Here is a 26,622-nt window from a genome sequence, read left to right on the forward strand (position 1 = left end):
AGACCGGATCGAGCACCGGATTGAGAACGGGGAGTCCTAGCGTGGCGACCGATCAGGTGGTGTCCATGTAGTCCAGCCCGCAGGGGGAGTCCCGCCATGACCGCGCGTCCGCCGGAACCACGCCGCACACCGGCCGCCCCGGCCCCCGCGCACCCACCGGGCGCCCTGTCCCTGGCGGAGTCCCCGGCCGTTCCCGGCCGTGAGGACCTCGAATCGCTGCTGGTCATCCGTCACTTCGAGAACCTGCTGCTGCGGATGTTCGCCGAGGGCAGGCTCAACGGCACCACGCACACCTGTTTGGGACAGGAGTACGTCCCGGTCTCCCTCGCCCCGCTGCTGGCAGGTGACCACGTCCTCAGCAACCACCGGGGCCACGGCCACTACCTCGCCCTGTTCCGGGACCCCGCCGGACTGCTCGCGGAGATCATGGGCCGGGCCGGCGCGGTGTGCTCGGGCGTCGGCGGCAGCCAGCACATCCGCCGCGACGGTTACCTCTCCACCGGGGTGCAGGGCCAGAGCCTGCCGCTCGCCGTGGGCATCGGACTGCGCTGCAAGCGCACGGGGTCCGGCCGGATCGCCGCCGCCTTCGTCGGCGACGGTACGTGGGGCGAGGGAGCGGTCTACGAGGCACTCAACATGGCGGCGCTGTGGCGGGTGCCGGTTCTGGTGATCGTCGAACACAACGGGGTCGCCCAGTCCACCCCGACGCATCTGCAGATGGCCGGTTCGATCGCCGACCGGGCCGCCGCCTTCGGCATCGACTTCGTGGAGATCACCGGCCACCACGTACCGGAGATCCGGGAGCGGCTCGCCCCCGTCGTCCGCCGGGTCCGCGAGGAACACCGCCCGGCCGTCGTGCAGTTCACCACCCACCGACTGGGCCCGCACAGCAAGGGCGACGACACACGCGACCCTGCGGAGGTGGAACGGCTCCGGGCCGGCGACTGGCACCGGGAGCTGACCGACCGGCTGGGCGCGCCGTTCCGGGAGCTCGACGCGCGCATCCGTGCCGACCTGGAGGAACTGGCCCGCGAGGTGGAGGCACGGCCGCCCGCCACCTGGACGGGGTCCGGTCTCCCGGACCCGAGGATGGAGGACCGATGGCCGAACTGACCGAGCCCACCGACCTGAGCGGACTGACCGACCTCGTTGCCGATGTGCTCCGGACGCCCGCCGCCGAGGTGACGGAGGAGACCGGGCCGGCCACCACGGCGGCCTGGACCAGCCTGCGGCACGTCCAGATCGTCTCCCGTGTCGAACAGACCTACGGCATCAGGCTCACCGCCCGCGAGGTACGCGCCTGCCGTAGCGTCGGCGCCCTGCGCGCGGTGCTGACCGCGAAGCGGGGGACGCCGTGACCCGGCCCGCACCCCGTGTGGTGGAGACGCTCAACGCGGCCCTGCACCGGCTGTTCGAGGAAAGGCCCGCGCTGCACCTGCTCGGCGAGGACGTGCTCGACCCGTACGGCGGTGCCTTCAAGGTGACCCGCGGGCTGTCCACCCGCCACCCGGACCGGGTGTTCGGCACCCCGATCAGTGAGGCGGGCATCACCGGCGTGGCGGGCGGTCTGGCCCTCGCGGGCGACCAGGCGATCGTGGAGATGATGTTCGGCGACTTCGCCGCCCTCGCCTTCGACCAGGTACTCAACCTGATCTCCAAGTCGGTGACCATGTACGGCGACCGGGTGCCCATGCCGGTCGTGGTGCGCTGTCCCGTCGGTGGAAACCGCGGATACGGCCCCACCCACAGCCAGAGCCTCCAGAAGCACTTCCTCGGCGTGCCCAACCTGGCGCTGTACGAGACGAGTCCCTTCCACGACCCGTACGCGCAACTCGCCGAAGGCCTCGACCGGGGGCCCGCGATGCTCTTCGAGGACAAGGTTCTCTACACCCGGCGGATGTTCCGCGACGGGGCGGTGGACGAGCACCACGGGTACGCGCTGCTGGGCGGGCCGGCCGGCTGGGCGCACGTCTCCCCGGTGGACGGCACGCCCGCCGACGTCGTGCTGATCTGTCCGGGCGGCACCGCGCACCGGGGCCTCGACGCCGCCCGGCTGCTGCGCGCCCGGGGGCTCACCGCGCACGTCCTGGTGCCCGCCCGGCTCTACCCGCCCGACCTGGAACCGGTACTGCCGCTGCTGGCGGGTGCCCGGCTGGTCGCCGTGGCGGAGGAGAGTACCGAGGGCGGTACCTGGGGCACCGAGATCGCGGCCCGGGTGCACACGCGCCTCTGGTCACACCTGCGGGCGCCCGTCCTGCTGTTGTCCTCGGCCGACTCGGTGGTTCCGACCGCCCCGCACCTGGAGGCGGGTGTGCTGCTCGGCGCGGAGCGGATCGCCGCGGAGATCGAGGCCGCCGCGGCCCGGCCCCTGCCGCCCCGCGCGCCAGCCGCGCTGCCCGTGGCAGCCGCCGGGACGGATGCCGTCGCCCCGGCGGCCGGGGAACCGCGGGCCGCCGTACCGGAGAGTGCCGAGCCTCTGGGCGGGGTGCCGGTCGCCGTGCCCAAACTCAACAACAACGACACCGCCTACCTGGTCCTGCGGTGGCTCGCCGACGAGGGCGTCCACGTCGAGGAGGGCGATCCGCTCGTCGAGGTGGAGACCTCCAAGGCGATCGAGGAGATCACCGCCCCGGCCGCCGGGTACCTGCGGGTGCGTGCCGCGGAGGACACCGAGGTCGGTGTCGGGGAACCCCTCGCCGAACTGCTCGCCGAGCGGCCCGCCGTCCGGGCGCCCGGCACGCCGGTGCCGACCGGGCCGGGGCCGCGCGTCACCCGGCCCGAGTCCGCCGCCGCGCCCGCACCCCCGCCCGCCGAGGGGCCGGGCGCCACCCGTACCCAGGTGCTCGACCGGGCTCAGCAGGGGACTGCCGCCGTCGTCACCCGTGCCCACCGGGAGGTACCCGCCGCCTTCGCCGCGGTCGAGGTCACGGCCGACGCGGTGCTGGCCCGGCTGCGGACGCTGTCCGACGAGACCGGCGCCGAGGTCGGACTGCCGGAGGCGGTGGTGAAGGCCGTGGCCTCCGCGCACCCCGCGTTCCCGCACCTGTTCGGGAGCCTGCAGGACGAACGGACCGTACGGCTCGCCGACACCGTGGACATCGGCGTCACCATGGACGCCGGGAACGGCCTCTACATCCCCGTGCTGCGGGACTGCGCCGCCCGTTCCCTCGCCGACCTCTCCGACGATCTCATGGACTTCCGGATGAAGGCGTTCCGCGCCGAGTTCACGGCGGGAGAGCTGTCCGGCGGCGCCCTGAGCGTGTCGCTGAACACGGAACCCGGCGTCCTGCTGGTCCAGCCGATCGTCATGTGGCCGCAGCTCTGCATGGTCTCGGTGGGCGGCCCGCTCACCCGGCTCGTCCTCGCGGACGGGGTACCCGCACCCACCACCGTGGTCACCCTCGGACTCGCCTACGACCACCGGGTGGTCAACGGCCGGGACGCGGTCGCGTTCCTGCGCACCGTCGCGGACGCCCTCCACGACCCGGAACAGCTCGTCAAACTCATCGACTGACAGCGAGGACGTGACGTGGTGAGACTGCGCCAGGGTCCGGCCCTGCGACGGACCGACGCCCCGGCCGCCCTGTCCGGAAGGGACCGGACCCGCCGCGCGTCACCACGCACGACGGCCGGCGGAGCACCGGCGGCCGGGCCACCCGGCCGCATTTACCCCGCCGCCTCGAGCGATGCGCCGCCCCCGCGGTCCGCCGCGGCCTGAGCGGCACACCGCCCGTACGAACTGCCCGGACCGGTCCGGCTCCAGCGGCTCGACAGCCGCAGGAGCATCTCAGTGAGGAGTTCTCGTGGCGTACGGGTTGACCGCCTTCGGTACCGCCCTCGGCGAGGAGACCGCCGTGAAGGACGTCGTGGCCGAGTACACCGAGGACGTGGAACGCGTCCTCGGCTACGGCTACGACTACATCCACCGGGCCGCGCCCGGCACCAGCGTCACCGATCTCGCCGTCGAGGCGGGGCGGCAGGCGCTGGGCTCGGTGAAGCCGCGCGAGGTGGATCTGCTCGTCCTCGCCCTGACCGACCTCGCCGACCACCTGTACTGGGACGCGGCGGCCCGGGTCCAGTGGGAGCTCGGCCTGAGCCGCGCCGAGGCGGTGCTCGTCGACCAGGGCTGCGTGGGCGGGGTCACCGCGTTCGACACCGTCGCGGGACGCTTCGCCACGCACCCCGGCTACGGTACGGCGCTGGTCGTCGGTGCCAACCGGACCGTAGAGGCGTACTGGAACCGGCTGGACACCCACTCGCTGCTCTTCTCCGACGGGGCCGCCGCCGCCCTCGCCGTACGCGACGCGCCCACTCTGCGCTGGCGGTCCTCGTACGCGGAGACCGACGGCCGGTACGCCGACTTCTTCCGGATGGACGTCGGCGGCGCCCGGCAGCCCTTCGTGCCCGGCAGCGACACACCCGCTGTGCGGGACTCCTGGGACGTGGTCGAGCACTTCGAGCACGACGCCGAGCGACTGGCCGCCTATGCCGAGGAGATCGACGACCGCACCGCGCGCGCCGTGCACCGGGCCTGCCGTCAGGCCGGGTGCGCCGAGGAGGACCTGGCCCGGCTGCTGCTCCTCAACGACAACGCACGGGTCCTGACGGCGCAGGCGGGACTGGTCGGGGTGCCGCTGGAGCGCACCAACGCCCGGCTGGCGGCCCGGTTCGGGCACTTCGGCGCCGCCGACCACCTGTTCTCCCTGGCCCGGACGCAGGAGGCCGGGGAGCTGTCGCCCGGGGACCTCGTGGCCCTCGCCGCCAACGGCCGCGGCATGCACTGGGCGTGCGCGGTCCTCCAGTGCTGAACCCCTCCCCAGGCCCTGGCGGGGGAGCCCTCTCCCGCCCCCTCACAGATCGGAGTAACACGCTATGAGTCGTCATCCCGCCCGGCGTGCTTTGCTGGCTGCCGCGCTGGTCTGCGCCGGCCTGGGGCTGGTCTCCTGCGGGGGCGACCCCGACACGGCCGTCCGGTCCTCGGACGCGGCCGACACCCCCGCCTGCAAGCTGCTCCGGCCGGTGTCCGTCGAGTTCGGCCTCGGAGAACCCTCGGTGAGTCAGATGTCCGGGGAGGGCTGTACCGCACACAGCCACGAGTTCGGCACCCTCACCGTGACCATGCGGGACCGGCCGCTGGAAGCGGCGGCCACCGGACAGGGCAAACGGAGCACCATGCGCTTCGGCGACCACGACGCCGTGATGCTGATGGGTTCGCTGAACGGTGTCTGCAAGATCTTCCTGGACTCGGGGGAGAAGAACACCGTGGAGCTGCGGCTCGGCCGGACCACGGCGATGACCCCGCAGGTGTGCACCTCGCTGAAGAAGGCGACGGCGGACGTGGCCGACGGGCTCGACGCGCAGGCCTCGGCCTCCGCGTCCGGCTGACCCGGCCCGAGCCCCCGGGGGTGGTGCCTTCGGCGCCACCCCCGTCGATGTGTCCCGCGCGGCCCCTCCTTTCCGGGATGCCGCCGGTCATGAGCACGATCCTCCGCCGTACGACGTCACGCACCGGCCGCCGGCGCGATCCGCTGCCGCACGGTGCGGCGTCCACGACCCGATGCCGCGGAGGTGTGTGCGCACGGACGGTCCCTGTCGGCCGAAGCCGTCGGTGCGGTGGACCGCAGCCTGACGCACGGGCCGACGGGGGCGCCCCGTCCCCGAGACCGGTCTCCGGGACGGGGCGCCGCCGTCCGCTCCCGCCGTGCGGGGAGCCGCGCCCCGCCCCGGAGCGGAGGGAGGGCCCCTGGTCCACGTGCCAGGCGGGACACGGAGACCCGCGGATACCTCGTTCCTCACTCCAGTGTTCGCGTGGTCGTGGCCAGGGACGCCTCGCCGAGGGAGGCGACCCCGAGCGCGGGCGGCCGCGCGCCGTCCGGTCGGTCGGCCGCCGGACCCGGCAGGCCCGGGGTCCGGTCGATGACCCGTACCGTCGCCGGCCCCGCCCCCAGCTCCAGTACCAGCTCCGCGCCGCCCGGCGGTACCTGGCGGACCCACAGCTCCCACGGGGCGTCACCGGCCGGGTCGTCGGCGTGCTCCCCCGGCACCCCGGAAACGGACCAGGTGCGGACGGTGGCCCCGCTGACGAGGACCACCAGTTCGTGGGCGCCGCGCCCGGAGGCCGCCGTCAGCCGGACCCGCCGCCCGCCGTCCGCCGTGCCGCCGACCACGGTCGTGGTGACCCGAGGACCGGGCAGCGGGAACGCCTCGGCCGGGCCCCGCCGCACCGGCACCCGCCAGCCCGGCCAGAGATCCGATACCGAGCCACGCTCGGTGCCGGCGGGCAGGAAGCCGTCGCTCCAGTCGTCCGACGGGGCCCCGCTGATCCAGTGGGCCGTGCTCCGGTCCGCGTCCCACAGGTACAGAAGGTCGGCGCGCACCGGGTTCTCGCGTTCCCTGGGCAGCAGCGCGGTACCCGCCAGCACGGCCGTCGCGACCACGGCCGCGGTCACCGGCACCAGGCGGGGCAGGACCGGCAGCACCCCCGGCAGCAGAGCCGTGAGCAGTGCCGCCACGGCCACCGGCGCGGCCACGAGTCCCAGGCCCAGCGCGTTCGTGAGCAGGGGGACCAGCGGGAACACCAGCAGGGCGGCCGGGACCGTACCCACTGCGGCGGCCAGCAGCCGGCCCCGTACCGTTTTTCCGGCCCGCGAGGTGAGTACACCGGCGGCGGTGAGCAGCCCCAGCGTGGGCCAGACGAACACGTGGCTGCCGCCGGGCAGCATCACCGCCGACACGAGGGACAGCAGGATCCACAGCAGTGCGGCCCCCGCCACCTGCGCCCCGGTGCCCACCCACCGGCGGGCGAACAGCGCCAGCCCGCTGCCGACGGCCAGCGTCAGCACCAGGAACCCGGCGAGGGCCGGACCGTGCCCGCCGATGTCGTAGTAGTGGGCGAACTCTGGGTGCCCCGCAGCGACCAGCGGGGCCAGGGCGTACGCGGCCCCCGCGGCGATCACCAACTGGCCGAGCGCGACGGCGAATCCCCGCAGGACGGCACCCACCGTGAGCGTGCCGCGCGCCCGCAGCCGCAGGAGCAGCGCCAGACCGAGCGCGGCCGTCGCCAGTGCGGCGGGCACCGCCGCGCCCAGCGGGTAGGAGACGAACCACCCGGCCGCCTGGAAGTACGCGGAGTCGCCGGCCGGGGTGCGCGCCAGGTCGGCCGAGGCCAGCGCGCGGGCCAGGCCGAGGGCCTGTGCCCCCTGGTGCTGGACGGTGGCCGGGTCCACCTGCTCGGGGCTGTCGTCGGCCCCGTGGTAATGGGTGTAGCCGTCGAGATAGGCCAGGTTCAGGCCCTGGTGCCCGGCCTCCTGGAACACCGTGAAGTCGGTGAGATTGGGCATGTACTCGTACGCGGCGTCGAGCAGCGAATCGGTCCGTGCGCCCGGTACCCTCCCGGCGAGGGTACTCACCAGCCAGCCGGCGTCCGGGCCCGCCTCGAACATCAGGCTGGGTCCCCGGCTGCCCCGGGCCTCGAAGTTGAGGACCACCGCGTCGGACGGCAGGGTGCCCGGCTCGTTCACCAGGGCCTGCGCGCCCAGCAGGCCGCTCTCCTCGGCGTCGGTGAACACGAACAGGACGTCGTTGCGCGGGGGCGGCCCCTCCCGCAGCGCGCGGGCGGTCTCCAGCAGGACCGACACCGGGACCCCGGCGTCGTTGGCGCCGGGCCCGGCCTCGGTGGAGTCGTAATGAGTGACCAGGACGACCGGCCGCGTGTTCGCCGTGCCGGGCACACGGGCGACCACGTTCTCCAGTCGCAGGTCCGCGTACCGGGAGTCGGCTCCGGTGGGGGAGAGATCGGGGCGGTGGGACGCCGCCGCGCCGGTGTGCACCCGGGTGTCGATGCCCAGCGCGGTGAGGGTACGGACGATGTACTCCCGGGCCCGCGTGTGTGCGGCGGACCCACTGGGCCGGGGGGCGGCGGCGATCTCCCGTACGTGTGCGGTGGCACGGGCCGCGGAGAAGGTGTCGGCGGGCGCGTCCAGCCCCTGGGCGGTGGGCATCCGGCTGTTCCAGCCGACCAGGGAGAGGCAGAGCGCGGCGAACACGGCGACGGCCGCCGGGAAGACCCAGCGTCCGCCGGTGGCAGGGGCCGAGCCTTCCGGCTCCGAGCGGTCGGTGGGGTGGTGCCCGGAGGTGTCGCCGGCCCCCGCACCGGGGCGGGGAACCCTCAGGCCGGCCGCACCGGCCCGGTCCCCGTCCCCGGCCCGGGAGCCACCCGCACGGCTGTCATACCGTCTGAGTGCCATAGACCGTGCACTCCTCGTCCGACCGGTGTGCGCCGGACACCCCGGCGGTGCTCTCCCGCCCGCCCAGCGCCGGCGCGATACGCTCCACCACGTCCTGTCCCGCGACGGGGCCGAGTTCGGCCGCGGCGCGCTGCCGGGCGTGGTCGCGGACCAGCGGGTTGAACGAGTACGTGGGACTGCCCGGCGCAGCGCCCGGGGCGACGGTCAGCAGATGGAGGCTGACCAGGGTGTCCAGCAGTCGCTGGGTGTCCTCGCCGGGGCGGTCGGAGACGGCGGAGGCCATCCACTCCGGGACGAGGTCCAGCTCGCACAGACTGAGGCGGAGCCACAACCGGTACGCGGCAGGGGACAGTTGCTCCAGGGTCGAGGCGAGTCTGGCCCCCATGTCCAGACAGCCGATGGAGAGTTCGGCGATCCGGTCCTGTCGTGTCGCCAGTCGGTCGGTGAAACTGCGCAGGGTGCAGTGCGGGCGGGCCCGCAGCCTCGCTCCGGCGGCCCGGAGGGCGAGCGGCAGATGTCCGCAGAGCTGGGCGATCCGCCGGGCGCTGTCCACCTCGGCGAAGACCCGCTCCACTCCCACCAGGGAGGCGAGCAGGTCCAGCGCCTCGTCGGTGGGGAGGCCGTCGACGCGGTACTCGGTCAGGCCGGGGATCTTCAGCAGACTGGCCCGGCTGGTGCACAGGACCGCGCTCTCGCCGCTGGGCAGCAGGGCCTCGTAGCGGGTGGACTCGGCCACGTCGTCCAGCACGATCAGCAGTCGTTTGCTGGCGGTGATGCTACGGAACAGCGCGGCGCGGGCGGCGAGCCCCGCGGGGATCCGCTGTTCGGGGACCCCGAAGGCGTCGAGGAATCCGTTCAGCACCTCCTGCGGGGACGCGGGGTCGGTCTGCCCCCGAAGGTCGGCGTAGAGCTGGCCGTCCGGGAAGTGCTGCTGAAGGGCGAGACCCGCGTCGATCGCGAGGGCCGTCTTGCCCGTGCCGCCGCAGCCCGCCAGCGCCACCACACGTGGCCCGCCGCCCGCGCGCAGGTCCGAGGTGATGCGCTGGAGCAGGTCGCGTCGGCCGGTGAAATCCTTGGTCCGGGGAGGCAATTGGGCGGGAACCTTGACCGACGGCCACGGCTGTGGTGTCACGACTGCGGGTGGTGGGGAGATCGGCTCGCCGGAAAGGATCTTCTGGTGCAGTTCCTGAAGTCCCGCGCTGGGTTCCAGGCCGAGGTTCTTGATCTGGGCCAGACGGCTGTTGCGGTAGACGGTCAGGGCCTCCGCACGGCGCTGGGACTGATGCAGCGCGGTCATCAGCTGTGCGCACAGCCGCTCACGCATGGGATATTCGGCGACCAGCGGTTTGAGTTCGCTGATGAGTTCGGCATGCCGGCCGAGGCTCAGTCCCACGTCGAGCCATTCCTCGAGGACGGAGAAACGGTGTTCCTCCCAGTGCGCGGCCACCGCATAGGTGAGCGGTCCTGAGATGTCGGCGAGCGGCTGCCCCCGGTAGAAGGCGAGGGCCCGCTGGTATTCCGCCCCGGCCGGCTCCAGTTCCCCGGCGGCCACCAGTTCCCGGGCCCGGCGGACGGCCTTCTCGAACGCGTGGGCGTCGAGTTCCTCCTCGTCGAGACGTATGCGATAGCCGCCCTGTCCGGTCTCGATGAGATCGACCGGCGCACCGGCCGCGGTGAAGGCGTTCCGCAGCCGCCAGACGCAGGTCTGGATCTGCTTGTCCGCCGTCGCGGGTGGCGCCGAACGCCATACGGCGTCGATGAGTGAATTAATGGGGACGATGCGGTTCGCGTGAATTAATAAGGCAGCCAGGACGGTCAGTTGCCGATTTCTTCCCACGCGAATCGGTTTTCCGTGGACGATTGCCTGCAGCGGTCCGAGAATGCGAAAGAAAACTTCGCGACCATTGTCGTCGAGCCCCTCTTGTGGACGACCGGTATGGAGAGAAGAATACTCATTGCGGATCGGCAAGATCATCCTCCAGGTGGGGGGTCCTTTTGGGGCCGATGGGGAATCTTACAGAGCAGCACTTGGCATGTCTATACCCAACTGGGAGGCCGGTATGGGGTTCTCTTGGCCAGAACTTTCCCGTGCGGGAGATTCCATGCATTGCGCAAGAAGATGCACTGGCTTGAATGTGCCGGCTTACCGCATACGGCTATCGGCGATGCCCGAATCGACTCCCGCCCCTGCCCGTCTGGCCTGAAACCGACATCGTGCGAAGAGCCAGTGCGTCCACCTTCCCGCCTGGTGTTCTCGGTAGTTCCGGCAGCACGGTGATGTGATCGGGGCGCATCTGCTCCGGTATCACGTCGGCGATTTTCCGCTGCAACTCGGTGACGGTCGCACCGGATCCCAGCACCACGAAAGCGATCAGCCGTTCCCCCGCGTCGTCCTGCCGCTGCAGCACCACGCATTCGCTGACGGCCGGATGGCTGCGGACCGCCGCCTCGACCTCACCCAGCTCGATCCGGAAGCCGCGTACCTTCACCTGGTGGTCCATCCGGCCGAGGATGCGCAGCCGCCCGTCCTGCCCCCACAGACCGCGGTCCCCCGTCCGGTACAGCCGCCCCCCGGCCTGGTACGGATCGGGCAGGAACCGTTCGGCGGTCAGCGCCGCCCGCGCGTGGTATCCGCGGGCCACCCCCGGCCCGCCTAGATGGATCTCGCCGGGCACCCCGGGCGGCACCGGCCGCAGCCCGCCGTCCAGAACGTACGCCCGGTAGCCGGGCACCGGACGCCCGATCGGGATGCCCGCGCCGGCCGCCTCCGGAGCGCCACAGCGGTGCGTGGTGGCCCACACCGCGCACTCGGTCGGCCCGTAGTCGTTGAAGAGCGGCGCCTGCGGGCACAGACGCAGGTGCTCGGCGACGATCTCCGGGCTCAGTGGTTCCCCGCCCACGGCGACCATGGAGAACCGGCCGAGCACCTCCCGGTCCGCGACCTGGAGCACGATCCGGTAGTGCGAGGGCACGGCGTGGACATGGGTGACGGCCGCGGACTCCAGCAGCTTCCGAAGCGCCATCGGGTCGTGCGCCTCGTTCTCGGTGGGCAGCACCACGGCGCCGCCGGAGGTCAGCGCCCAGAACATGCCGCCCGCCGCTCCGTCGAAGCACAGCGGTGGCAGCACCAGGTCCCGTCCGGGAGGCGGACCCGTCACCGCGCGGGCCGCCGTGGACGCCACGATCGCCCGGTGGTGCACGCCGATGCCCTTGGGCGTGCCGGTGGAGCCCGAGGTGTAGATGACATAGGCCAGGTCGTCCGGGGTGACCGGTACGCCGAGCGGGGTGCCGGGCAGCCCGGCCGACTCCTCGGCCGTCAGCACCGGCACGGGCACCGCGAACTCGGGCACCCGGCGGACGAGCAGCGCCACGGCGCCCGAGTCGGCGAGGATGTGCCGGATGCGCTCGGGCGGATACGTCGGCTCGATCGGGACGTAGGCGGCGCCGGCCTTCAGGGTGCCCAGCATCGCGGTCACCGACCAGGCGGCGCGTTCGGTCAGCAATGCCACGAGCTTTCCGGGGCCCACTCCGGCCGCGCGGAGCCGGCGGGCCACCCGGTCGGCGGACTCGTCCAGTTGTCCGTAGGTCAGTTCGGTCTCTCCGCACAGCACGGCCGGCGCGTCCGGGGTCCGGACGGCGTGTTCCTCGACGAGTGTGTGCAGGCAGACGGGGGGAAAGGCCGGCTCGGCACCGAGCGACCACGCGGCGAGCGCGGTCCGCTCCGAGGTCCCGGCGCCGACGATCGCGTGCACCGGCCGGTCGTCGAGCAGTGCGTCCAGGACGGCGAGCAGCCGCGAGGCGAAGGTGGCGACGGCACCCTCCTCGTACAGACCGGTGTCGTGGTCCATCCGCAGCAGCTCACCCTCCAGCCGGAGCAGCAGCCCGTGGTGGGCGACCGCGTCCGGCGGCCGGACGGCCAGCGTGCTGTACCCGCCGACCTGGTCCGGTTCCGGCTCTCCGCAGGGGGCCACCGCGAGGGCCGCGTGGAATCCCGGGTGGAACGGTGCCCCGGAGGCGACCGCCTGCGCGACCGTCCGCAGCGCGACCGACCCGGACACGCTCTCGGCCACCCGCGGGGTGACCCCCACGGGCGCGTCCGACGCGAGGACCAGCCCCGTCCCAGGCGATCCGCCGCAGCGGACCAGCAGCACCGCCAGGGCCGTGGCCAGCGAGGCCTCGACGGGCACGCCGGCGGAACGCAGCCGTGCGGCTACCTGCCCCGCCGGGATCCGTACCGTCCGTGCGTACCCGGAGGCCCGGTCGCCGCCGCCCGGAAGGCCGGGCAGCCCCGGCACCGTGGACTCCGCCTGTACCTCATCCGCGTCCACGGCCGACCGTGACAGGTCCTCAGGTACCGCGCCCGCCGCAGGGAACGGGCCGTCGTCCGTCAGCAGCCACCGCATCACCGCCGCCGGAGACAGCGCGTCCTCGGTGACCACCACCAGGAGGAACCGTTCCTCACCGAGCCGGGCCACCAGCACCCGGGCAGGACCCGGCTCCGCCTCGGCGGCGGCCGTCTCCTCCCGGACCAGCTCGCCCCACTCCGTAGGGTCCGTCCCCCCGCTCCCCAGGTCGTACATGGTGAGCGGAACGTTTCGGCCACCGTCCGTGACCCGCGCCCGCAGCGCCACCGGATCCGGGCGGCCGTCGACCACCCAGCAGCCGGCGGTGAGCCCGGTGCGGCCACCCGCCGGGACACCGGCCGGTCCGGCCGGAGGAACCTCCCCTGGACCCGCTGCCGGAACGGGCGGGTGTACGGACACGGACACGGGCACGGACGGGGACATGGTTCGTTTCCTCCTGGTGTGCGGTCGTGGTGAGGCGACCGGGCGGTGCGCCCGGTCGCCTCGGTGTGCTCACACGCCCGTCAGAGCAGAACGCGCTCCGCCGGAGTTTCCCGGTGGGCCCGCGACTTGCGCAGGTCCCGGGTGACGACCGCCTTCTTCAGCCAGCGGTCCGTCCCGTCGAACCGGGCCTTGAAGGCGGCTCTGCCGTGCACCGCCCGGTAGTTGTCGATCACCAGGAGGTCACCGGGGTTCAGCGCGATCCCGGTCAGGTTCCGCTGCAGCTCCCCGGTCAGCGCCTCCAGGGCCGCCGACGCCTCCGTATCACCCGGCAGCGGTGACATGAACGCCGGATCGATCCGCAGGTACGGCCGGTCAGGGTGCCCGAACAGCACCGCGCACGGCTCCGGTTCGTCCTGCATCCGCTGCACCGCGTGCAGGATTCCCCGGTTCGTGGTGAGCTTCCGGGCGTGCCTGAGGTGTTCCGTGTCCGGCCGGATCAGGAACCGGGGCTGACTCAGCACCTCCCGATGCCCGTCGCTCAGCACCACCTCGTCCACCCCGGCCACGCCCGTGGGGACCGCGTCGTGGTTCCGCAGCCCCAGCAGGAGCAGATAGTCGCAGCGGTACGGGTGGAAACCGTCCTCCGTGTGCCAGGCCAGCTCCACCGTGCCGTGACCGCTCTGATCGTTCTCGTGCGACGGGACGGGCAGCACGTCGTGCACCAGCCGCCCGTTCTGGAGGGTCGACCAGCCGAAGACGTCACCGAGGTGCGCCGTCGCCAGCATGAGGAACACCTCGTGCACCTCCGACTCCGGCTCCCGGGGCGGCTCCCTCCAGTCCAGCGGAGTCGGCCCGAGCCGGCGGTCGTCCACCGGAAGGCCCCGCACAACCAGGCAGGAAGCCTCCTCGTCGGTCCGGAACCGCCGCAACTCCCTGATCAGGCGCGGTGGCAGCCGGTGGGCCACCACGGACAGGTCGTCCAGCAGGGCCGGGGCGCTGCTCGCCCCGTGCTCCCGCAGGACCGAGCGGGTCAGTTCGTCCAGCGCGGCTCCCTCGGCCGCGTCCAGGTCCACGTATCGGATCACCGGTGATCATCTCCCGGTCGGTCCGTACGGGAGTGTCCTCGTGCTTTCACGAGTTCTCCTTGTCCTGACGGTCAGTTGACGGAGTCCTGAGCGACGACGACGTCCTCGGGCGCGGGCAGGTAGCCACCGTCCACCAGGAACCGGAAGCAGGCGTGTGCCCAGTCCTCGGCCACCGGCGGGCAACTGATGCCCGACCCTTCGAGGGCCTCGGTCAGCACCCGGCACTCGTCCTGGGGGTTGATCTGCTTCTGCAGCTCCGGGTCGAGCGCGGCGTGCCGCATCGAGGCGACGCGCAGCAGCGGGGTCATCGGGAACAGGACGTGGTCCTCGCCGACGCCCAGCGCCCGCTGCCTGGCGTCCTCCTCGTCGATGACGTTGAGGTCGTAACCGAACGACCGCAGCCACTGGTAGCACTGCGTCATCGTGGTGGGCGCCGGGTTCGTGATGTTGAAGTTCTTCCCGAAGTTCTCCTCCCGGAGCGACGTGTAGACGATGGCCTGCGCCGTGAAGTCCACCGGCACCGCGTTGATGACGTCGTTGTAGAGCGGCAGCACCCCCAGGTCGAGGAAGCCCCGCAGATACACGTACAGGTAGTCGGTGTGGTGCGAGGCGCCGGTCTGGGTGTGGCCCGTGATCATCCACGGGCGCTGCACGGTCACCGGGATGCCCCGGTCGCGGGCCAGGTAGACGATCTTCTCGGCCAGCCACTTGCTCCGCGGGTAACCGGTGGGGATCCGGATCGGACGGCCGTCCAGGTCCTCCTCGGTGAACGGCCGCTCCGCCCCGGTACCCATGAACACGTCCACACTGGAGACGAAGTGGACCGACTTGAGCGTCTCGGTCGTGGCGAGCCGCAGCACCTCCTTGGTGCCCTCGACGTTGGCCGGCCGGGCCGCCTCGTACGGGTAGGTGAAGTTGACCACCGCGCCGCTGTGGTAGATCACGTCCAGCTCGGCCGCGGCGGCGGCGAACTCCTCCTGGTTCCAGCCGAACCGCGGCTTGGCCAGGTCACCGACCACCATCCGCATCCGGGACCGGTACGACTCGTCCCACGCGTGGTACTTGCGGAGGGTGGCCTCCATGCGCTCCCACGCCGCCTCCTCGTTCTCCGCCCGGATCAGGCAGTGCACGAGCGCGTCGGTGCGCAGGATCAGCTCCACCGCCAGGAACGCGCCCAGATATCCGGTCGCGCCGGTGACCAGCACATGACGGGGGTTGAACCACTCCGAGTGCGGCAGATCCCCGGGCGTGATCTCCTCGGGCAGCGTGATCTCCGCGTGGAGCTCCTCGAGCTGCTGCGCGTACAGGACCTCGCTGTCCACGTTGTCCCGCTGCCGCCGGTCCTCCTCGATCGCCGCGGCGACGCCGGCCACCGTGGGCACCCGGAAGATCTGCTCCACCGGAAGCGTCACGTCGTGCGTCCGGGAGAGCTGTGCGGTGAGCCGCGCCACCAGAAGCGAGTTCCCGCCGAGTTCGAAGAAGTCGGCCATCGCGCTGACCTTGGGGACGCCCAGGAGCGAGCAGAACGTCTCCGCGATCTCCGCCTCCAGCTGCGTCCCGGGCTCCACGAAGTCCTCGATGCCGAGGTCCGGGGCGGGCAGCGCGGCGGTGTCGATCTTGCCGTTCGGCGTGAGGGGCATCCGCTCCAGCGTCACGAACGCGCTGGGCACCATGTAGTCCGGCACCTGCGCCAGTACATGCTTGACCAGGGTCTCCTTGGTCAGCACCCGGCCGACGACGGGCACCACGTACGCCACCAGACGGGGCACACCCGGCTGGTCCTCCCGCGCGATCACCGAGGTCTCGGAGACCAGCGGGTGGCGCAGCAGGACGTTCTCGATCTCGGTCAGCTCGATCCGGAATCCGCGGATCTTGACCTGGGTGTCGGCCCGGCCCAGGAACTCGATGCTGCCGTCCTGCCGGTAGCGGGCGAGGTCCCCGGTCCGGTACAGCCGGGCACCGGGCTCCTCGGAGAACGGGTCGGGCAGGAAGCTGCCCGCGGTCATCCCCGGCCGCTTGACGTAACCACGGACCACACCGCCACCGCCGATGTACAGCTCGCCGGGCACACCGGGCGGCACCGGGCTGAGCCGCTTGTCCAGCAGGTGCAGGCGGGTGTTCGGGATCGGGCGGCCGATCGGCACCCGGCCGGCCCCGGCGTCCTCGGCGGTGACCGAGTGCACCGACGCCCAGACGGTCGCCTCCGTGGGACCGTACTCGTTGAACAGCGCCACGTCGGGAGAGCGCCGCCGGTGCGTCTCGACCAGACCGGGTGGCAGCACCTCACCGGCCAGCACGGTCGTCCGCACCGAGGGGAACGGCTCCGACTCGGCCTCGAGCAGCACCGAGTACTGAGACGGCACGCCGTCGACGTGGGTGACGTTCTGGGCACGGATCAGCTCACCGAGCAGCCGCGGGTCCAGCACCTCCTCCTCCGAGGGCACGACCACCGTGCCGCCGCGCCGCAGCGTCCAGTACAGACCGCCGCCCGAGGCGTCGAACGTGAACGGGGCCAGCACCAGGTAGCGTTCCGGCAGCCCCGGCTCCTCGATGACCGAACGGGCCAGTGTGGAGTGCGTGATCTGCCGGTGTTCCACCGCCACGCCCTTCGGGCGGCCGGTGGAACCGGAGGTGTAGATGACGTACGCCAGGTTGTCCGGCGTGACCTCCACGGCGGGCCGGTTCACCGGGCCGTCCGGGTCGGCGGTCGGCACCTCCACCCGCTCCAGGCCCTGCGCCTTGCCGTCGAGCCCGTCGAGCGTCGCCCGGCTGCCGACGAGCACGCGGATTCCGGCCTCCTCGGCGATCGCCGCGATACGGTCCGCCGGGTACGACGGGTCCAGCGGCACGTACGCGCCGCCCGACTTCAGGACACCGAGCAGCGCGACCATGGTGTGCACCGACCTGTCGGCCAGCACGCCGACCAGGGACTCCGGACCCGCACCGAGTTCGGTGAGCCGCGCGGCCAGTGCCTCCGCCCGCAGATCCATGGAGGCGTACGTCAGCTCGGCCGTGCTCGACGTCAGCGCCGGCACGTCCGGATGGGCCGCCGCCGCCTCACCGACCAGCTCGTGCAGCAGCCGGGTCCCGGTGTGCTCGGTCGCCGTGGCGTTCCACGCCGCCAGCCGTTCCCGGTCCGGGCCGGACAGCAGCGACAGGTCGGACAGCGGGCGGTCGGGGTCCGCGATCGCCGTCTCCAGGAGCAACAGCATCCGCTCCAGCAGCTGTTCGGCGGTCGCCCGGTCGAACAGCGAGGTGTTGTAGTGGGCGCGCAACGACAACTCACCGTCACGGCGCACCGCGTACAGGTCGATGTCGTGCGGGGTCCAGGTCACGGGCAGGTCGAGCGGCCGGGCGGTGGCACCCGGCAGCTCGCGGCTGCTCCACTCCTCCTCGAACCCGAACAGGACCTGGAACAGCGGAGTGTGGCTGAGGTCGCGCGGCGGATGCGCGGCCTCCACGATCTGCTCGAACGGCAGCCGGGCGTGCTCCAGGGCTTCGTCCAGGGCCGAGTCGGTGCGCCGCAGCAGCTTGTTCAGGGACTCGCCGGCCTCCAGGTCGAAGCGCACCGGCAGGGTGTTCTCCAGCGGGCCGACCAGGTCCCCGGCGCCGTCCTGCCACGACGGCGGAACAGGCACACCGACCGCGAACACCTGCTGCTGGGCGTGCCGGGACAGCACCGCGGTGTAGCCGGCGAGCAGCAGCCGGGACAGCCGCCGGCCGGTGCCGGACGTGAACGTGTCCAGTTCGGCCCGAAGTTCCGCCGGGACGGGCACCGTCACCACGTCGGCGTCGATGGTCTTCACCGGCGGCCGCGGCCGGTCGGTGGGCAGCTCCAAGGTGCTCAGGCCCGCGGTGCGGTCGCGCCAGTACTCGATGTCCTTCTCGGCGTCGTCGCTGGTCAGCCAGGTGCGCTGGGCAGCGGCCAGGGCCTGCGGCTCGGTGGCGCGTGCGGTGGCCTCCCCGCTCCCGCCGAGCAGGTTCGCGTACCCGGTGAGCACCTCGTCGGTGAACAGCCGTACGGAACGCCGGTCGGCCACGAGCTGATGCACTGTCAGCAGAAGGACGTGGTCGTCCTCGCCGAGTCGCAGCAGACTCGCCCGCACCAGCGGGCCCTGCGCCAGATCGAACCGGCGGCGGGTCTCGGAGGCCGCTATCCGCGCCAGTTCGGCGTCGAGCCGGTCCGGGTCCACCTGGACCACCGGCAGCCGCAGCGACGCCACCGGCCTGATGGTGGCCAGCGGGTGGCCGTCCACGGTGCGGAAGGTCGTACGCAGCACCTCGTGGCGCTGCACGGCCGTCGACAGTGCCTGCTGGAGTACGGCCGCGTCGGTCCGGCCGGTCAGCCGCACCGCGGTGCTGGTCTGCCAGGGCCGCTTCTCATCCAGCTGGATGAGCAGCCAGAGCCGCCGCTGTTCCAGGGTCAGGTTGCTGGTGACGTTCGCGGAAGCGTCCAGAAGGCCCGCCAGGAGCGCGCGCTTCTCCTCGGACGTCAGGGAACTGATCTCGTGCTGCCCGCTCATTCGGTGGACTCCCGTCCTAGCTGTCGGATGCGGTCAGGCGGAGCGTTCGCGGATCGAACGAGGACGCATGTCGGTCCACACCCGCTCGATGTGCTTGAGGCATTCCTGCTTGGTGCCGGCTGGGCCGTCGGCGGCCCAGCCCGCGGGCACCGCCCGGTCGGCGAACCAGATCGAGTACTGGTCCTGTTCGTTGATGACGACCTGGAAGACGGTGTCGGCGTCGTCGATACCCATGAGGGCTCCTCGTGGTGTGTCGGATGACCGGTCCGGATGTCCCGGTCAGTTCAGATGGCGAAGGAGCTGGTCGACCTCGTCGTCGGACATCCCGGCGAGCTGGGCGAGCAGCGCCTCGTCGGCGGTCGGCCGGCGGTCGCGGGCCCGTTCGAGTTGCTCGATGGCCGCGGCCAGCCCGGCCGGGGTCGGCAGTCGGAAGAAGTCGCGCACCGGCACCTGGAGACCGAACTCGGCCCGGACGCGGCTCAGCATCTTCGCGGCGAGCAGGGAGTGCCCGCCGAGACCGAAGAAGTCGGCGTGCACACCGACCACCGACAGCCCGAGCACGTCCTGGAAGAGGGACAGCACACGGCGCTCCACCCCGTTGCGGGGCGGCACCTGCGCCACCGGGTCGCGCGGGGCCTGCGCGGGCGGTTCCGGCAGGGCACCCCGGTCGGTACCGCCGCCGGGGGCCAGGGGCAGTTCGTCCAGGACCCCGAAGACCGCGGGTACCCGGTAGCCGGGCAGTGCGGAGCGGGCCCGGCCCCGTACGTCGGCGGTGAACGCCTCGCGTTCCGCCTCGGTACCCGCCGCGACCGTGCCGTCCGGCACCAGCCAGGCGACCAGCCGGCTCCGCTCGGCGTCGGTGGTCACCGCCGAGGCCGCCACCCCGGGGAACCCGGTGAGCACCTTCTCGACGGCCGCCGCCGGTACGGCACGGTCCCCGGCGAAGAGCCGGCCCTCACCGGGCCCGACCACCTCCAGGGCCCCGTCCCCGGCCCGGCGGCACCGCAGCCCCACCGGCACCGCGGCACCCGTCCCGTCGGCGACGAACAACTCGCCGACCAGGCCGGCGGCCACGGGCCTGCCCAGCGCATCCAGCACACTGCGTGCCACACCGGCGGGGGCCGGTCCCAGCCGCCGCCCCCGCCCCTCGTCCAGCGCGGCGAGCGCGACCGGGGCCGAGGTCGCCCTGGGGCCGGGGCGGCCCAGGAACACCACGCGGCCGGTCCGCGTCAGCATGTCCACCAGATCGGGCGCCAGCACCTCACCGACACACACCAGCCGTGCCCCCGGCGGAGGCTCCCAACCCTCGGTCAGCACCCGCCGCCATGTCGGCGGATCGGCCAGGACGAACGCGCCGGGCGGCGCGGCCGGAGCCAGTTGCACCCCGGAGAGCATCAGGCTGCGGGCGTACGCCAAGGGCATCAGCAGATCCACCGGGGACGGCGGGGCGCCGCCGTCCAGCAGCAGTACGTCGTCCTCCGGGGTCACCGACAGCCGGTCCGCGACAGCCGCCACCGCGGCGGCCAGCGCCCCGTGCGTGAGTGCCGCCCCGGCGCCCTCCAGATCCGTGTCCTGGGCCGACCAGGCCGGCGCATCCGGCCCGGACGCCCCGGTGTGCTCCACCGGGTCGAACCGCGGACCGGTGGTGATCAGCCACCCGCCGTCCTCCTCCTCGGCGCGCCGGACGAAGGCCCCCGCCCGCTCGTGCCGCTGTCCGTACACGGGCACCGCGCCGACCTCGAACACCGCGAGCAGGACGGCGACCAGAGCCGCCGAGGGCACCGGGGGAGTGGTCACCCGCATGTCCGGCCCGGCGATGCCCTCGACGCGCAGCCGACCCGCCAGATCGGCGGCCCACTCCCGCAACTCGCCCAGCGTCAGCACGGCGTCCGCCGACGACAGCACCATGCTGTCCGCCGCTCGCTCCGCGAGCAGTTCCGCCACGGTCACCCTCGCAGGGACCCCGGCCGTATCCTGTCCGCCCGCCGTCTGTGCCGGGGCCGGGTCAGCGGCCAGGGGGAGCGCCCCCACCGGGACCGCGGGGTCCCGCAGCGCGTCCGCCAGCACCAGCCGGTGCAGCTCCACGATCCGGGCCGCCGTCGCCTCGTCGTACAGGCCCTTGTCGTAGTCCAGTTGCAGCCGCAGCCCGTCCTCGTCCGGCAGCACCGTCAGCCACAGGTCGAACTTGGCCGCCGTGCGCGTCAGTTCCACCGGCGCCATGGTCAGTCCGGGCAACCGCACCTCCGCTGCCGGGGTGTTCGGCATGGAGAACATCACGTCGAAGAGGGGGTTGCGCTCCAGCGCGCGGGTCTGCCGCATCTCCTGCACCAGCCGGTCGAACGGCATCCGGTCGTGCGAGAAGGCGCTCAGACAGGTGTCCCGCACCACCTCCGCCGCTGTCCCGAACCCGCCGAGCAGTGGCAGACGGGCACGTAGCACGAGGGTGTTCGCGAAGAACCCGACCAGTCGCTCAGCGTCCGGATGGTGCCGCCCCGCCACCGGCGTGCCCACCACCACGTCCTCCTGTCCCGTCACCCGGGCCAGTGTCGCCATGAAGCCGGTGAGCAGCACCATGAACAGCGTCCCGCCGGACCGCTTGGCCAGCTCCTCCAACGCGGCGGTCGTCACACCGTCCAGGCGCTCCTCCACCCGGCCGCCTTCCCCGCCGCGCCCCAGCTCCCGGGGACGGTCCACCGGTAGTTCCAGTGGCGTCGTGCCGGCCAGCGCCGCCCGCCAGTGCTCGATCAGCTGGTCCATCCGGTCCCCGGCCAACTGCTGGTCCAGCCAGCCGACATAGTCGGCGTACTGCACCGACAGCTCACCGAGACCAGCCTCACCCTGCTCCCGTAGTCCGCGGTAGGCGGCGGCCAGGTCTCCGTAGAACACGTCCATGGACCAGCTGTCACACACGAGGTGATGAATCGTCACAATCAGCGTGTGCCGGTCCGAGGCCTCCCGGACGAGGACCAGCCGCAGCAGCGGAGGCGAGTCCAGTGCGAACGGCGCCGCCGCTTGCTCGCGGGCCAGCGTCTGCACCCGGGCCTCGGCCGCCGCGGGCGACAGGCCCGTGCAGTCGACCACCGGCAGCGACACCAAGGCCTCCGGCAGCACCAGCTGGTGCGGATCACCGTCGACCAGACCGACCCCGGTGCGCAGACTCTCGTGCCGCCCCACCACCGCGTTCACCGCCTGCTGGAGCAGCACGACGTCCAGCTCACCGGTCAGCCGCACCGCGCTCACCACGTTGTACGCGGAGTTGCTCGACGGGTTCAGCTGGCAGACGAACCACAGACTGCGCTGCGCCGGCGCGGCCGGCAGCACGAAGTAGTCGCTGTAGTCGCGGGCTTCGCCGCTGCCGGTACCTCCGGCGTACGAGGAACTGCTCACTGGGTTCCCGCCTCCCTCGCGGCCGATACACCGAGCGCCGCCCCGATGTGGGTCACAACGCTCCTTTCGTGGTCCTGCACGAAGAAATGACCTCCGTCGAACTCGTGAACCGAACAGTCCGCCGAGGTCTGCCGGGACCAGCCCGCGTCCCCGTCCCGCACCAGCGGGTCCCGTCTGCCGCGCAGCACCCGCACCGGCACCGATAGCGGCGGCCCCGGCACGTACGCATAGGTCTCCGCCAGGGTCAGATCGGCCCTGATGGTGGGCAGCATCAGCGTGACCAGCTCCTCGTACGTGGAGAGGTCCTGCGGTTCCATCCCCTCCCAGGCCCGCAGCCGCTCCAGCAGCTCCGCGTCCGGCAGATGATGGACCTGCTCCTGGTCCCCGTACTGCGGGGCATCCCGCCCGGACACGAACAGCGCGGTGGGCAGCGGCAGTTCCAGTTCCCTGAACCGCCGCAGCACTTCGAAGGCGACGAGCGCGCCCATGCTGTGCCCGTAGAACGCGTACGGCCGCCGGGTCAGCGGTCCGAGCGCCGGCGCCAGGGCGTCCACGAGCGCCGTCATCTCCAGGAAAGGGGGCTCCCCGAGGCGTACCTCCCGGCCCGGCAACTGCACCGCGGTGATCTTCAGCTCCGAGGTGTACCGCTGCCAGTTCTGGAACATCGCGGCGCTGCCCCCGGCATGCGGAAAGCACACCACATCGCTGACCGGATCGGTGACATCGCCGAAGGATCGGAACCAACGGGAACTCAGTCGGGTCGGGCGCACCTCTACCTCCGTCGGAGATGGCGAACGCGGAACGCGGAATGCGGTGGACCGGCACCGGATCGGAATCTGTGACCGGACCGCGGCGTGCAATCAAATGCCGCCGACCTCATCCCTACCAGTTCCCTCGGAGGGCACTCAATGACCCCGTGCCCGACTGAGAGGCGAGCGATAAGGAAGTGAGAGCCGAGTGAGAGACAGCGCACTTTTAATTGCGTCGGCGCCGAAGTGTGTCGCCGTCATGCCGTCCCGTCACCGAGCCCCGCGCTCTCCTGCTCCGCCGATCCGACACCGGGCCGTCCGCGGCCGAGGGAATGGAGTCCGCCGATGTCGAGCCCCGCTCGCCCCACGCTCGTGCACACCCTCGTCGCGCACGCCGCCACCCGCGGCGACCAGACGGCCTACGAGTACCTGCACGACGACGGGCGGGTGGACAGCCTCACGTACCGGGAACTGCTGGTGCGAGCCAGCGGTGTGGCGCCGCGACTGCGCGCCGACACCGGCAACGGGCCCGCCCTGCTGCTCTACCCGCCCGGCCTGGACTTCGTCGTCGCCGTCTGGGCCTGCTTCCTGGCCGGGGTGCCCGCTGTCCCCGCCTACCCGCCTATCTTCGGTTCCACCGACCGCATCGCGGCCCGCTTCACCCGCATGCTCGAGGACTCCCGGGCCGGCACCCTGCTGGCGGACCCGGCGGTGCTGGAACTGTTCACCGCCGGCATGAGCGCCGAGGACATGCCCCGCGTCCTCACCCTCGACGACGCCGACAACGGACGGGGGACCGCCGACGGGAATCCCGACCCGGAGGTCCTGGCGGACCTCCTGCGCACCGCCGCCGCACCCGAGGACCCCGCTCTCATCCAGTACACCTCGGGCAGCACGGGACAGCCGAAAGGCGTCGTCCTGGAACACCGGAATCTTCTCGCCAACATCAAGGCGATTACCGAGGTGTTCCAGCTCGACGAAACCGCCCGCGTCGTTTCCTGGCTGCCTCCCTATCACGACATGGGGCTCATCGGATTCATCCTCACGCCAGTCCACGGTGCATTTCCGGTGCGACTGATGTCCCCCGTACATTTCCTCAAGAATCCGCTCGCCTGGCTGCGGCAGATCAGTGAACTCGGCATCACCCACACCGGCGGACCCAATTTCGCCTACGATCTGTGCGACCGGCGGGCCGCCACCGCCGACCTCACCGGACTGGACCTGAGCACCTGGCGGCTCGCCTTCAACGGCGCCGAACCGATCCGGCCCGCGACCCTCCACCGGTTCGCCGACCGCTTCGCCGCCCACGGCTTCCGCCCCGAGGCGTTCCTGCCCTGCTACGGCCTGGCCGAAGCCACCCTCATCGTCACCGGACACCACTGGACCGGGCCCGACAGCGGTGTGGACGAGGACGGCCGCGTCGACTGCGGCCCCGTCGTCGACGGACATCTCCTCGCCCTGGTCGACCCCGCCACCGGCACACCCGTCCCCGAAGGTGCCGAGGGCGAGATCTGGATCAGCGGCCCCAGCATCAGCAACGGGTACTGGAACAGCACCGGGACCCCCGACAGCGAACTCTTCGGCGTACTCGACGGCACCCGTCATCTGCGCACCGGCGACCTCGGCCGGCTGCGCGGCGGACACCTCACCGTCACCGGCCGTCGCAAGGACGTCCTCATCCAGAACGGCGTCAACCACCACGCCCACGACCTGTGTACCGCCGCCACCGAGGACAACCCCGCCGTACGGCCCACCGCCGCCGCCTTCGGCGGACCCGACGACGAAGTCGTCATCGCCGTCGAGGTCGCCGGCAACGACCATGACACTGCGGCACTCGCCGCCGACATCCGCACCCGCGTCCTCACCGCCACCGGCGTCCGCGTCCACACCGTGGTCCTCTGCCCGCCCCGCACCATCCCCCGTACCACCAGCGGAAAGGTCCAGCACTCCCTGGCCCGCACCCGCCACCTCGCGGGCGACCTCAGAGGAACCGCCGTCACCGCCACACCGGTCACCGCCCCGGCCGAGGACACGGAACTCCTCACCCTCTTCCTCTCCTCGATCTTCGCCGCCGTCTGCCAGGTCCCCTCCTGCGGACCCGACGAGACCCTCGCCGCCATGGGCGGGGACTCCCTGCGCGCGGCAGAGATCGCCGCCGTGGCCGAGGACGCCCTCACCCTCCAGGTCCGCGTCGAGGACGTGCTCCGCGCCCAGTCGCCCCGCGAGCTCACCGCCCGCCTCGCCCAGCGCTGGGCCGACCACGACGTGCCCTACGCCCACGCGATGGAACGCGTCAGGAGCCTGATGTCCCACGAATGAGGCCCAAGACGCCCACGCCCGGCAACCAAGCGGAGGACCACGTCCGGTGACAACACGGAGGACGACGCCTGTGTCAGACAACCTTCAGGTACCCGCCGACCTCGGCCGCGACCTCCTCGCCCGCTGGCGTGCCCGCACACCGGACGCCACCGCACCCGTAGTCCCCCAGGTCAGTCCCATCCAGCTCGGGCTGCGGCTGTTCGAGGAGATCCACCCGGGCACCGCCGCCAACATCCTCCGCTTCGACGCCGAGATCGACGGCCCCCTCGACACCGACCGCCTCGCCACCGCCCTGCACACCCTTGCCCGTCGGCACGCCGTGCTGCGCACCACCTTCCCCGACGGGGACCGGACCGCCTGCGCCGTCACCCCCGAGGCCGAGGCCGTACCCGACCTCACGGTCACCGACCTCGGTGAGCTCGGTACCGACGCCGGCCGTGCCCGGGCGCGGGCCGAGGCGGACGCCCGCGCCGCTGCCCCCATGAACCTCGCGACCGGCCCACTGTGGCGCGTCGCCGTCTGGACCCTCGCCGACGGAACCGCCCGGATGCAGCTCCTCGCCCACCACATCGTGGCCGACGGCTGGTCACTGGGCGTGTTCCTCGCGGAACTCGGCACCCTGTACGCCGGCCGGCCCCTCGGCCCGGCCCCTGCGCTGCCCGCGGTACCCGCCACCCCCGACCCCGCCGACCTCGCTGCCTGGCGGGACCGCCTGGCGGACGCCCCACCGCTCTCGCTGCCCACGGACCGACCCCGGCAGGGCAGTAGGCGCTTCCGCTCCGACCATGTCGGTGTCACCGTGGAGGCCGAGCTGATGGGCCGCGTCCAGGACGTGGCCGACAGCACCGGAATGACCCCCTTCATGGTGCTGCTCGCCGCCTTCCACCTGGCTCTCGCGCGGACGGCCGGTCACTCGGACATCACTGTCGGATCCCCCATCGCCACCCGCGAACGCCACCGTGCGCCGGGCGCCATAGGCCCCCTTGCGACCATGCTCGCGCTGCGCACCGACACCACCGGTGCCCGTACAGTCCGTGAGGTGCTCCATGCGGTCCGGGACACCTGTCTGGACGCGTACAGCGGCGCCCATGTGCCGATCGAGATCATCGCGGAACAGGCAGGGCAACGGGGCACCGCCCTGTTCGACGTGCTCTTCGTGCTCCAGCCGCAGCCGCCCGAGGCCCGCCTGGGAGACCTGCCCGTCCGGCCGATCGTGATGGCACCCGCCACCGTCCGCAACGACTGCGAGCTGTACCTCTGGCAGGGCGACGACGGCATCACCGGATTCCTCGGCTACGACACCGACCTGTACTCCGCCGACACCGCGGCCCTCCTCGCCGGCCGCTTCCACGCCGCTCTCTCCGCGTTGGTGGGGGATCCGGATGTGGTGCTGGCCGAGGTGGATGTGCGGTCGGTGGGTGAGTGTGAGCGGGTGGGTGTGTTGTCGGTGGGTGTGCCGTTGGTGGGTTCGGTGGTTGGTCGGGTCGAGGGTGTGGTGGAGGGGGTGGTTGATCGGTTGGGTGGTG

The 26,622-nt window shown here is 72.4% G+C and carries 15 protein-coding genes; 7 read left to right on the forward strand and 8 right to left on the reverse strand.

Features of this window, described 5'->3' with window-relative positions; translation table 11 throughout:
- The first annotated feature begins 96 nt into the window (after nt 1-96).
- From BA175_RS05525 to BA175_RS05545, 5 genes are all read left to right on the forward strand, one after another.
- Entirely contained in the window at nt 97-1,113 is a 1,017-nt protein-coding gene (locus BA175_RS05525; RefSeq protein ID WP_107407512.1) for a thiamine pyrophosphate-dependent dehydrogenase E1 component subunit alpha, read from the forward strand.
- Complete coding sequence (locus BA175_RS05530; protein WP_069170062.1) at nt 1,101-1,358, forward strand: acyl carrier protein; 258 nt, start codon at nt 1,101-1,103, stop codon at nt 1,356-1,358. The genes BA175_RS05525 and BA175_RS05530 overlap by 13 nt, the downstream gene beginning before the upstream one ends.
- Nucleotides 1,355-3,514, forward strand: a complete 2,160-nt coding sequence (locus tag BA175_RS05535; RefSeq protein ID WP_069170063.1) for a 2-oxo acid dehydrogenase subunit E2 — start codon at nt 1,355-1,357, stop codon at nt 3,512-3,514. Before BA175_RS05530 ends, BA175_RS05535 begins: the two co-directional genes overlap by 4 nt.
- 289 nt (nt 3,515-3,803) lie before the next feature.
- Nucleotides 3,804-4,808 (forward strand): 3-oxoacyl-ACP synthase III family protein, encoded by a 1,005-nt coding sequence (locus BA175_RS05540; protein ID WP_069170064.1) that lies wholly within the window; start codon nt 3,804-3,806, stop codon nt 4,806-4,808.
- 64 nt (nt 4,809-4,872) lie between these two features.
- Nucleotides 4,873-5,385 carry a hypothetical protein gene (locus tag BA175_RS05545; protein WP_139131370.1) on the forward strand — a complete coding sequence of 171 codons (513 nt, stop codon included), beginning with the start codon at nt 4,873-4,875 and terminating at the stop codon, nt 5,383-5,385.
- A gap of 407 nt (nt 5,386-5,792) precedes the next feature.
- Here the strand turns inward: BA175_RS05545 and BA175_RS05550 are convergent, their stop codons facing one another.
- The 8 genes from BA175_RS05550 to BA175_RS05585 form a co-directional block, all read right to left on the reverse strand.
- Nucleotides 5,793-8,246: a M28 family peptidase gene (locus tag BA175_RS05550; protein ID WP_069170066.1), complete on the reverse strand. Its 2,454-nt coding sequence runs from the start codon at nt 8,244-8,246 to the stop codon at nt 5,793-5,795.
- Nucleotides 8,227-10,083, reverse strand: coding sequence for an AfsR/SARP family transcriptional regulator (locus tag BA175_RS05555; RefSeq protein ID WP_079159386.1), 1,857 nt, complete (start codon nt 10,081-10,083; stop codon nt 8,227-8,229). The genes BA175_RS05550 and BA175_RS05555 overlap by 20 nt, the downstream gene beginning before the upstream one ends.
- Nucleotides 10,084-10,402: 319 nt before the next feature.
- On the reverse strand, nt 10,403-13,033 hold the full coding sequence (locus tag BA175_RS32085) for an amino acid adenylation domain-containing protein (RefSeq protein WP_069170067.1): 2,631 nt from the start codon (nt 13,031-13,033) through the stop codon (nt 10,403-10,405).
- A gap of 80 nt (nt 13,034-13,113) precedes the next feature.
- Nucleotides 13,114-14,118: a guanitoxin biosynthesis L-enduracididine beta-hydroxylase GntD gene (gene gntD, locus BA175_RS05565; protein WP_069170068.1), complete on the reverse strand. Its 1,005-nt coding sequence runs from the start codon at nt 14,116-14,118 to the stop codon at nt 13,114-13,116.
- A gap of 71 nt (nt 14,119-14,189) precedes the next feature.
- On the reverse strand, nt 14,190-18,641 hold the full coding sequence (locus tag BA175_RS05570) for a non-ribosomal peptide synthetase family protein (RefSeq protein WP_069170069.1): 4,452 nt from the start codon (nt 18,639-18,641) through the stop codon (nt 14,190-14,192).
- Between the two features lie 33 nt (nt 18,642-18,674).
- Nucleotides 18,675-18,875, reverse strand: coding sequence for an MbtH family protein (locus BA175_RS05575; RefSeq protein ID WP_069170070.1), 201 nt, complete (start codon nt 18,873-18,875; stop codon nt 18,675-18,677).
- A 45-nt stretch (nt 18,876-18,920) separates the two neighbouring features.
- Nucleotides 18,921-22,028 (reverse strand): condensation domain-containing protein, encoded by a 3,108-nt coding sequence (locus BA175_RS05580; protein ID WP_069170071.1) that lies wholly within the window; start codon nt 22,026-22,028, stop codon nt 18,921-18,923.
- Nucleotides 22,025-22,798: a thioesterase II family protein gene (locus tag BA175_RS05585; RefSeq protein ID WP_069170072.1), complete on the reverse strand. Its 774-nt coding sequence runs from the start codon at nt 22,796-22,798 to the stop codon at nt 22,025-22,027. The genes BA175_RS05580 and BA175_RS05585 overlap by 4 nt, the downstream gene beginning before the upstream one ends.
- Nucleotides 22,799-23,122: 324 nt before the next feature.
- On the opposite strand from BA175_RS05585, the gene BA175_RS05590 reads away from it, so the two are divergent.
- Together BA175_RS05590 and BA175_RS05595 are read left to right on the forward strand one after the other, a co-directional pair.
- Nucleotides 23,123-25,096, forward strand: a complete 1,974-nt coding sequence (locus BA175_RS05590) for an AMP-binding protein (RefSeq protein WP_069170073.1) — start codon at nt 23,123-23,125, stop codon at nt 25,094-25,096.
- A 70-nt stretch (nt 25,097-25,166) separates the two neighbouring features.
- Nucleotides 25,167-26,622 (forward strand): condensation domain-containing protein (locus BA175_RS05595; protein ID WP_254667811.1); only part of this gene is annotated, 1,456 nt, incomplete at its 3' end.

The organism is Streptomyces griseus, assembly GCF_001715295.1.
In the GTDB taxonomy this organism is placed as follows: Bacteria; Actinomycetota; Actinomycetes; order Streptomycetales; family Streptomycetaceae; genus Streptomyces; species Streptomyces griseus_G.

Coding starts and splice junctions, on each gene's coding strand:
- BA175_RS05525 (WP_107407512.1), top strand. CDS start 97: ATGACCGCGCGTCCGCCGGAACCACGCCGCACACCGGCCGCCCCGGCC.
- BA175_RS05530 (WP_069170062.1), top strand. CDS start 1,101: ATGGCCGAACTGACCGAGCCCACCGACCTGAGCGGACTGACCGACCTC.
- BA175_RS05545 (WP_139131370.1), top strand. CDS start 4,873: ATGAGTCGTCATCCCGCCCGGCGTGCTTTGCTGGCTGCCGCGCTGGTC.
- BA175_RS05550 (WP_069170066.1), bottom strand. CDS start 8,246: ATGGCACTCAGACGGTATGACAGCCGTGCGGGTGGCTCCCGGGCCGGG.
- BA175_RS32085 (WP_069170067.1), bottom strand. CDS start 13,033: ATGTCCCCGTCCGTGCCCGTGTCCGTGTCCGTACACCCGCCCGTTCCG.
- BA175_RS05570 (WP_069170069.1), bottom strand. CDS start 18,641: ATGAGCGGGCAGCACGAGATCAGTTCCCTGACGTCCGAGGAGAAGCGC.
- BA175_RS05575 (WP_069170070.1), bottom strand. CDS start 18,875: ATGGGTATCGACGACGCCGACACCGTCTTCCAGGTCGTCATCAACGAA.
- BA175_RS05590 (WP_069170073.1), top strand. CDS start 23,123: ATGTCGAGCCCCGCTCGCCCCACGCTCGTGCACACCCTCGTCGCGCAC.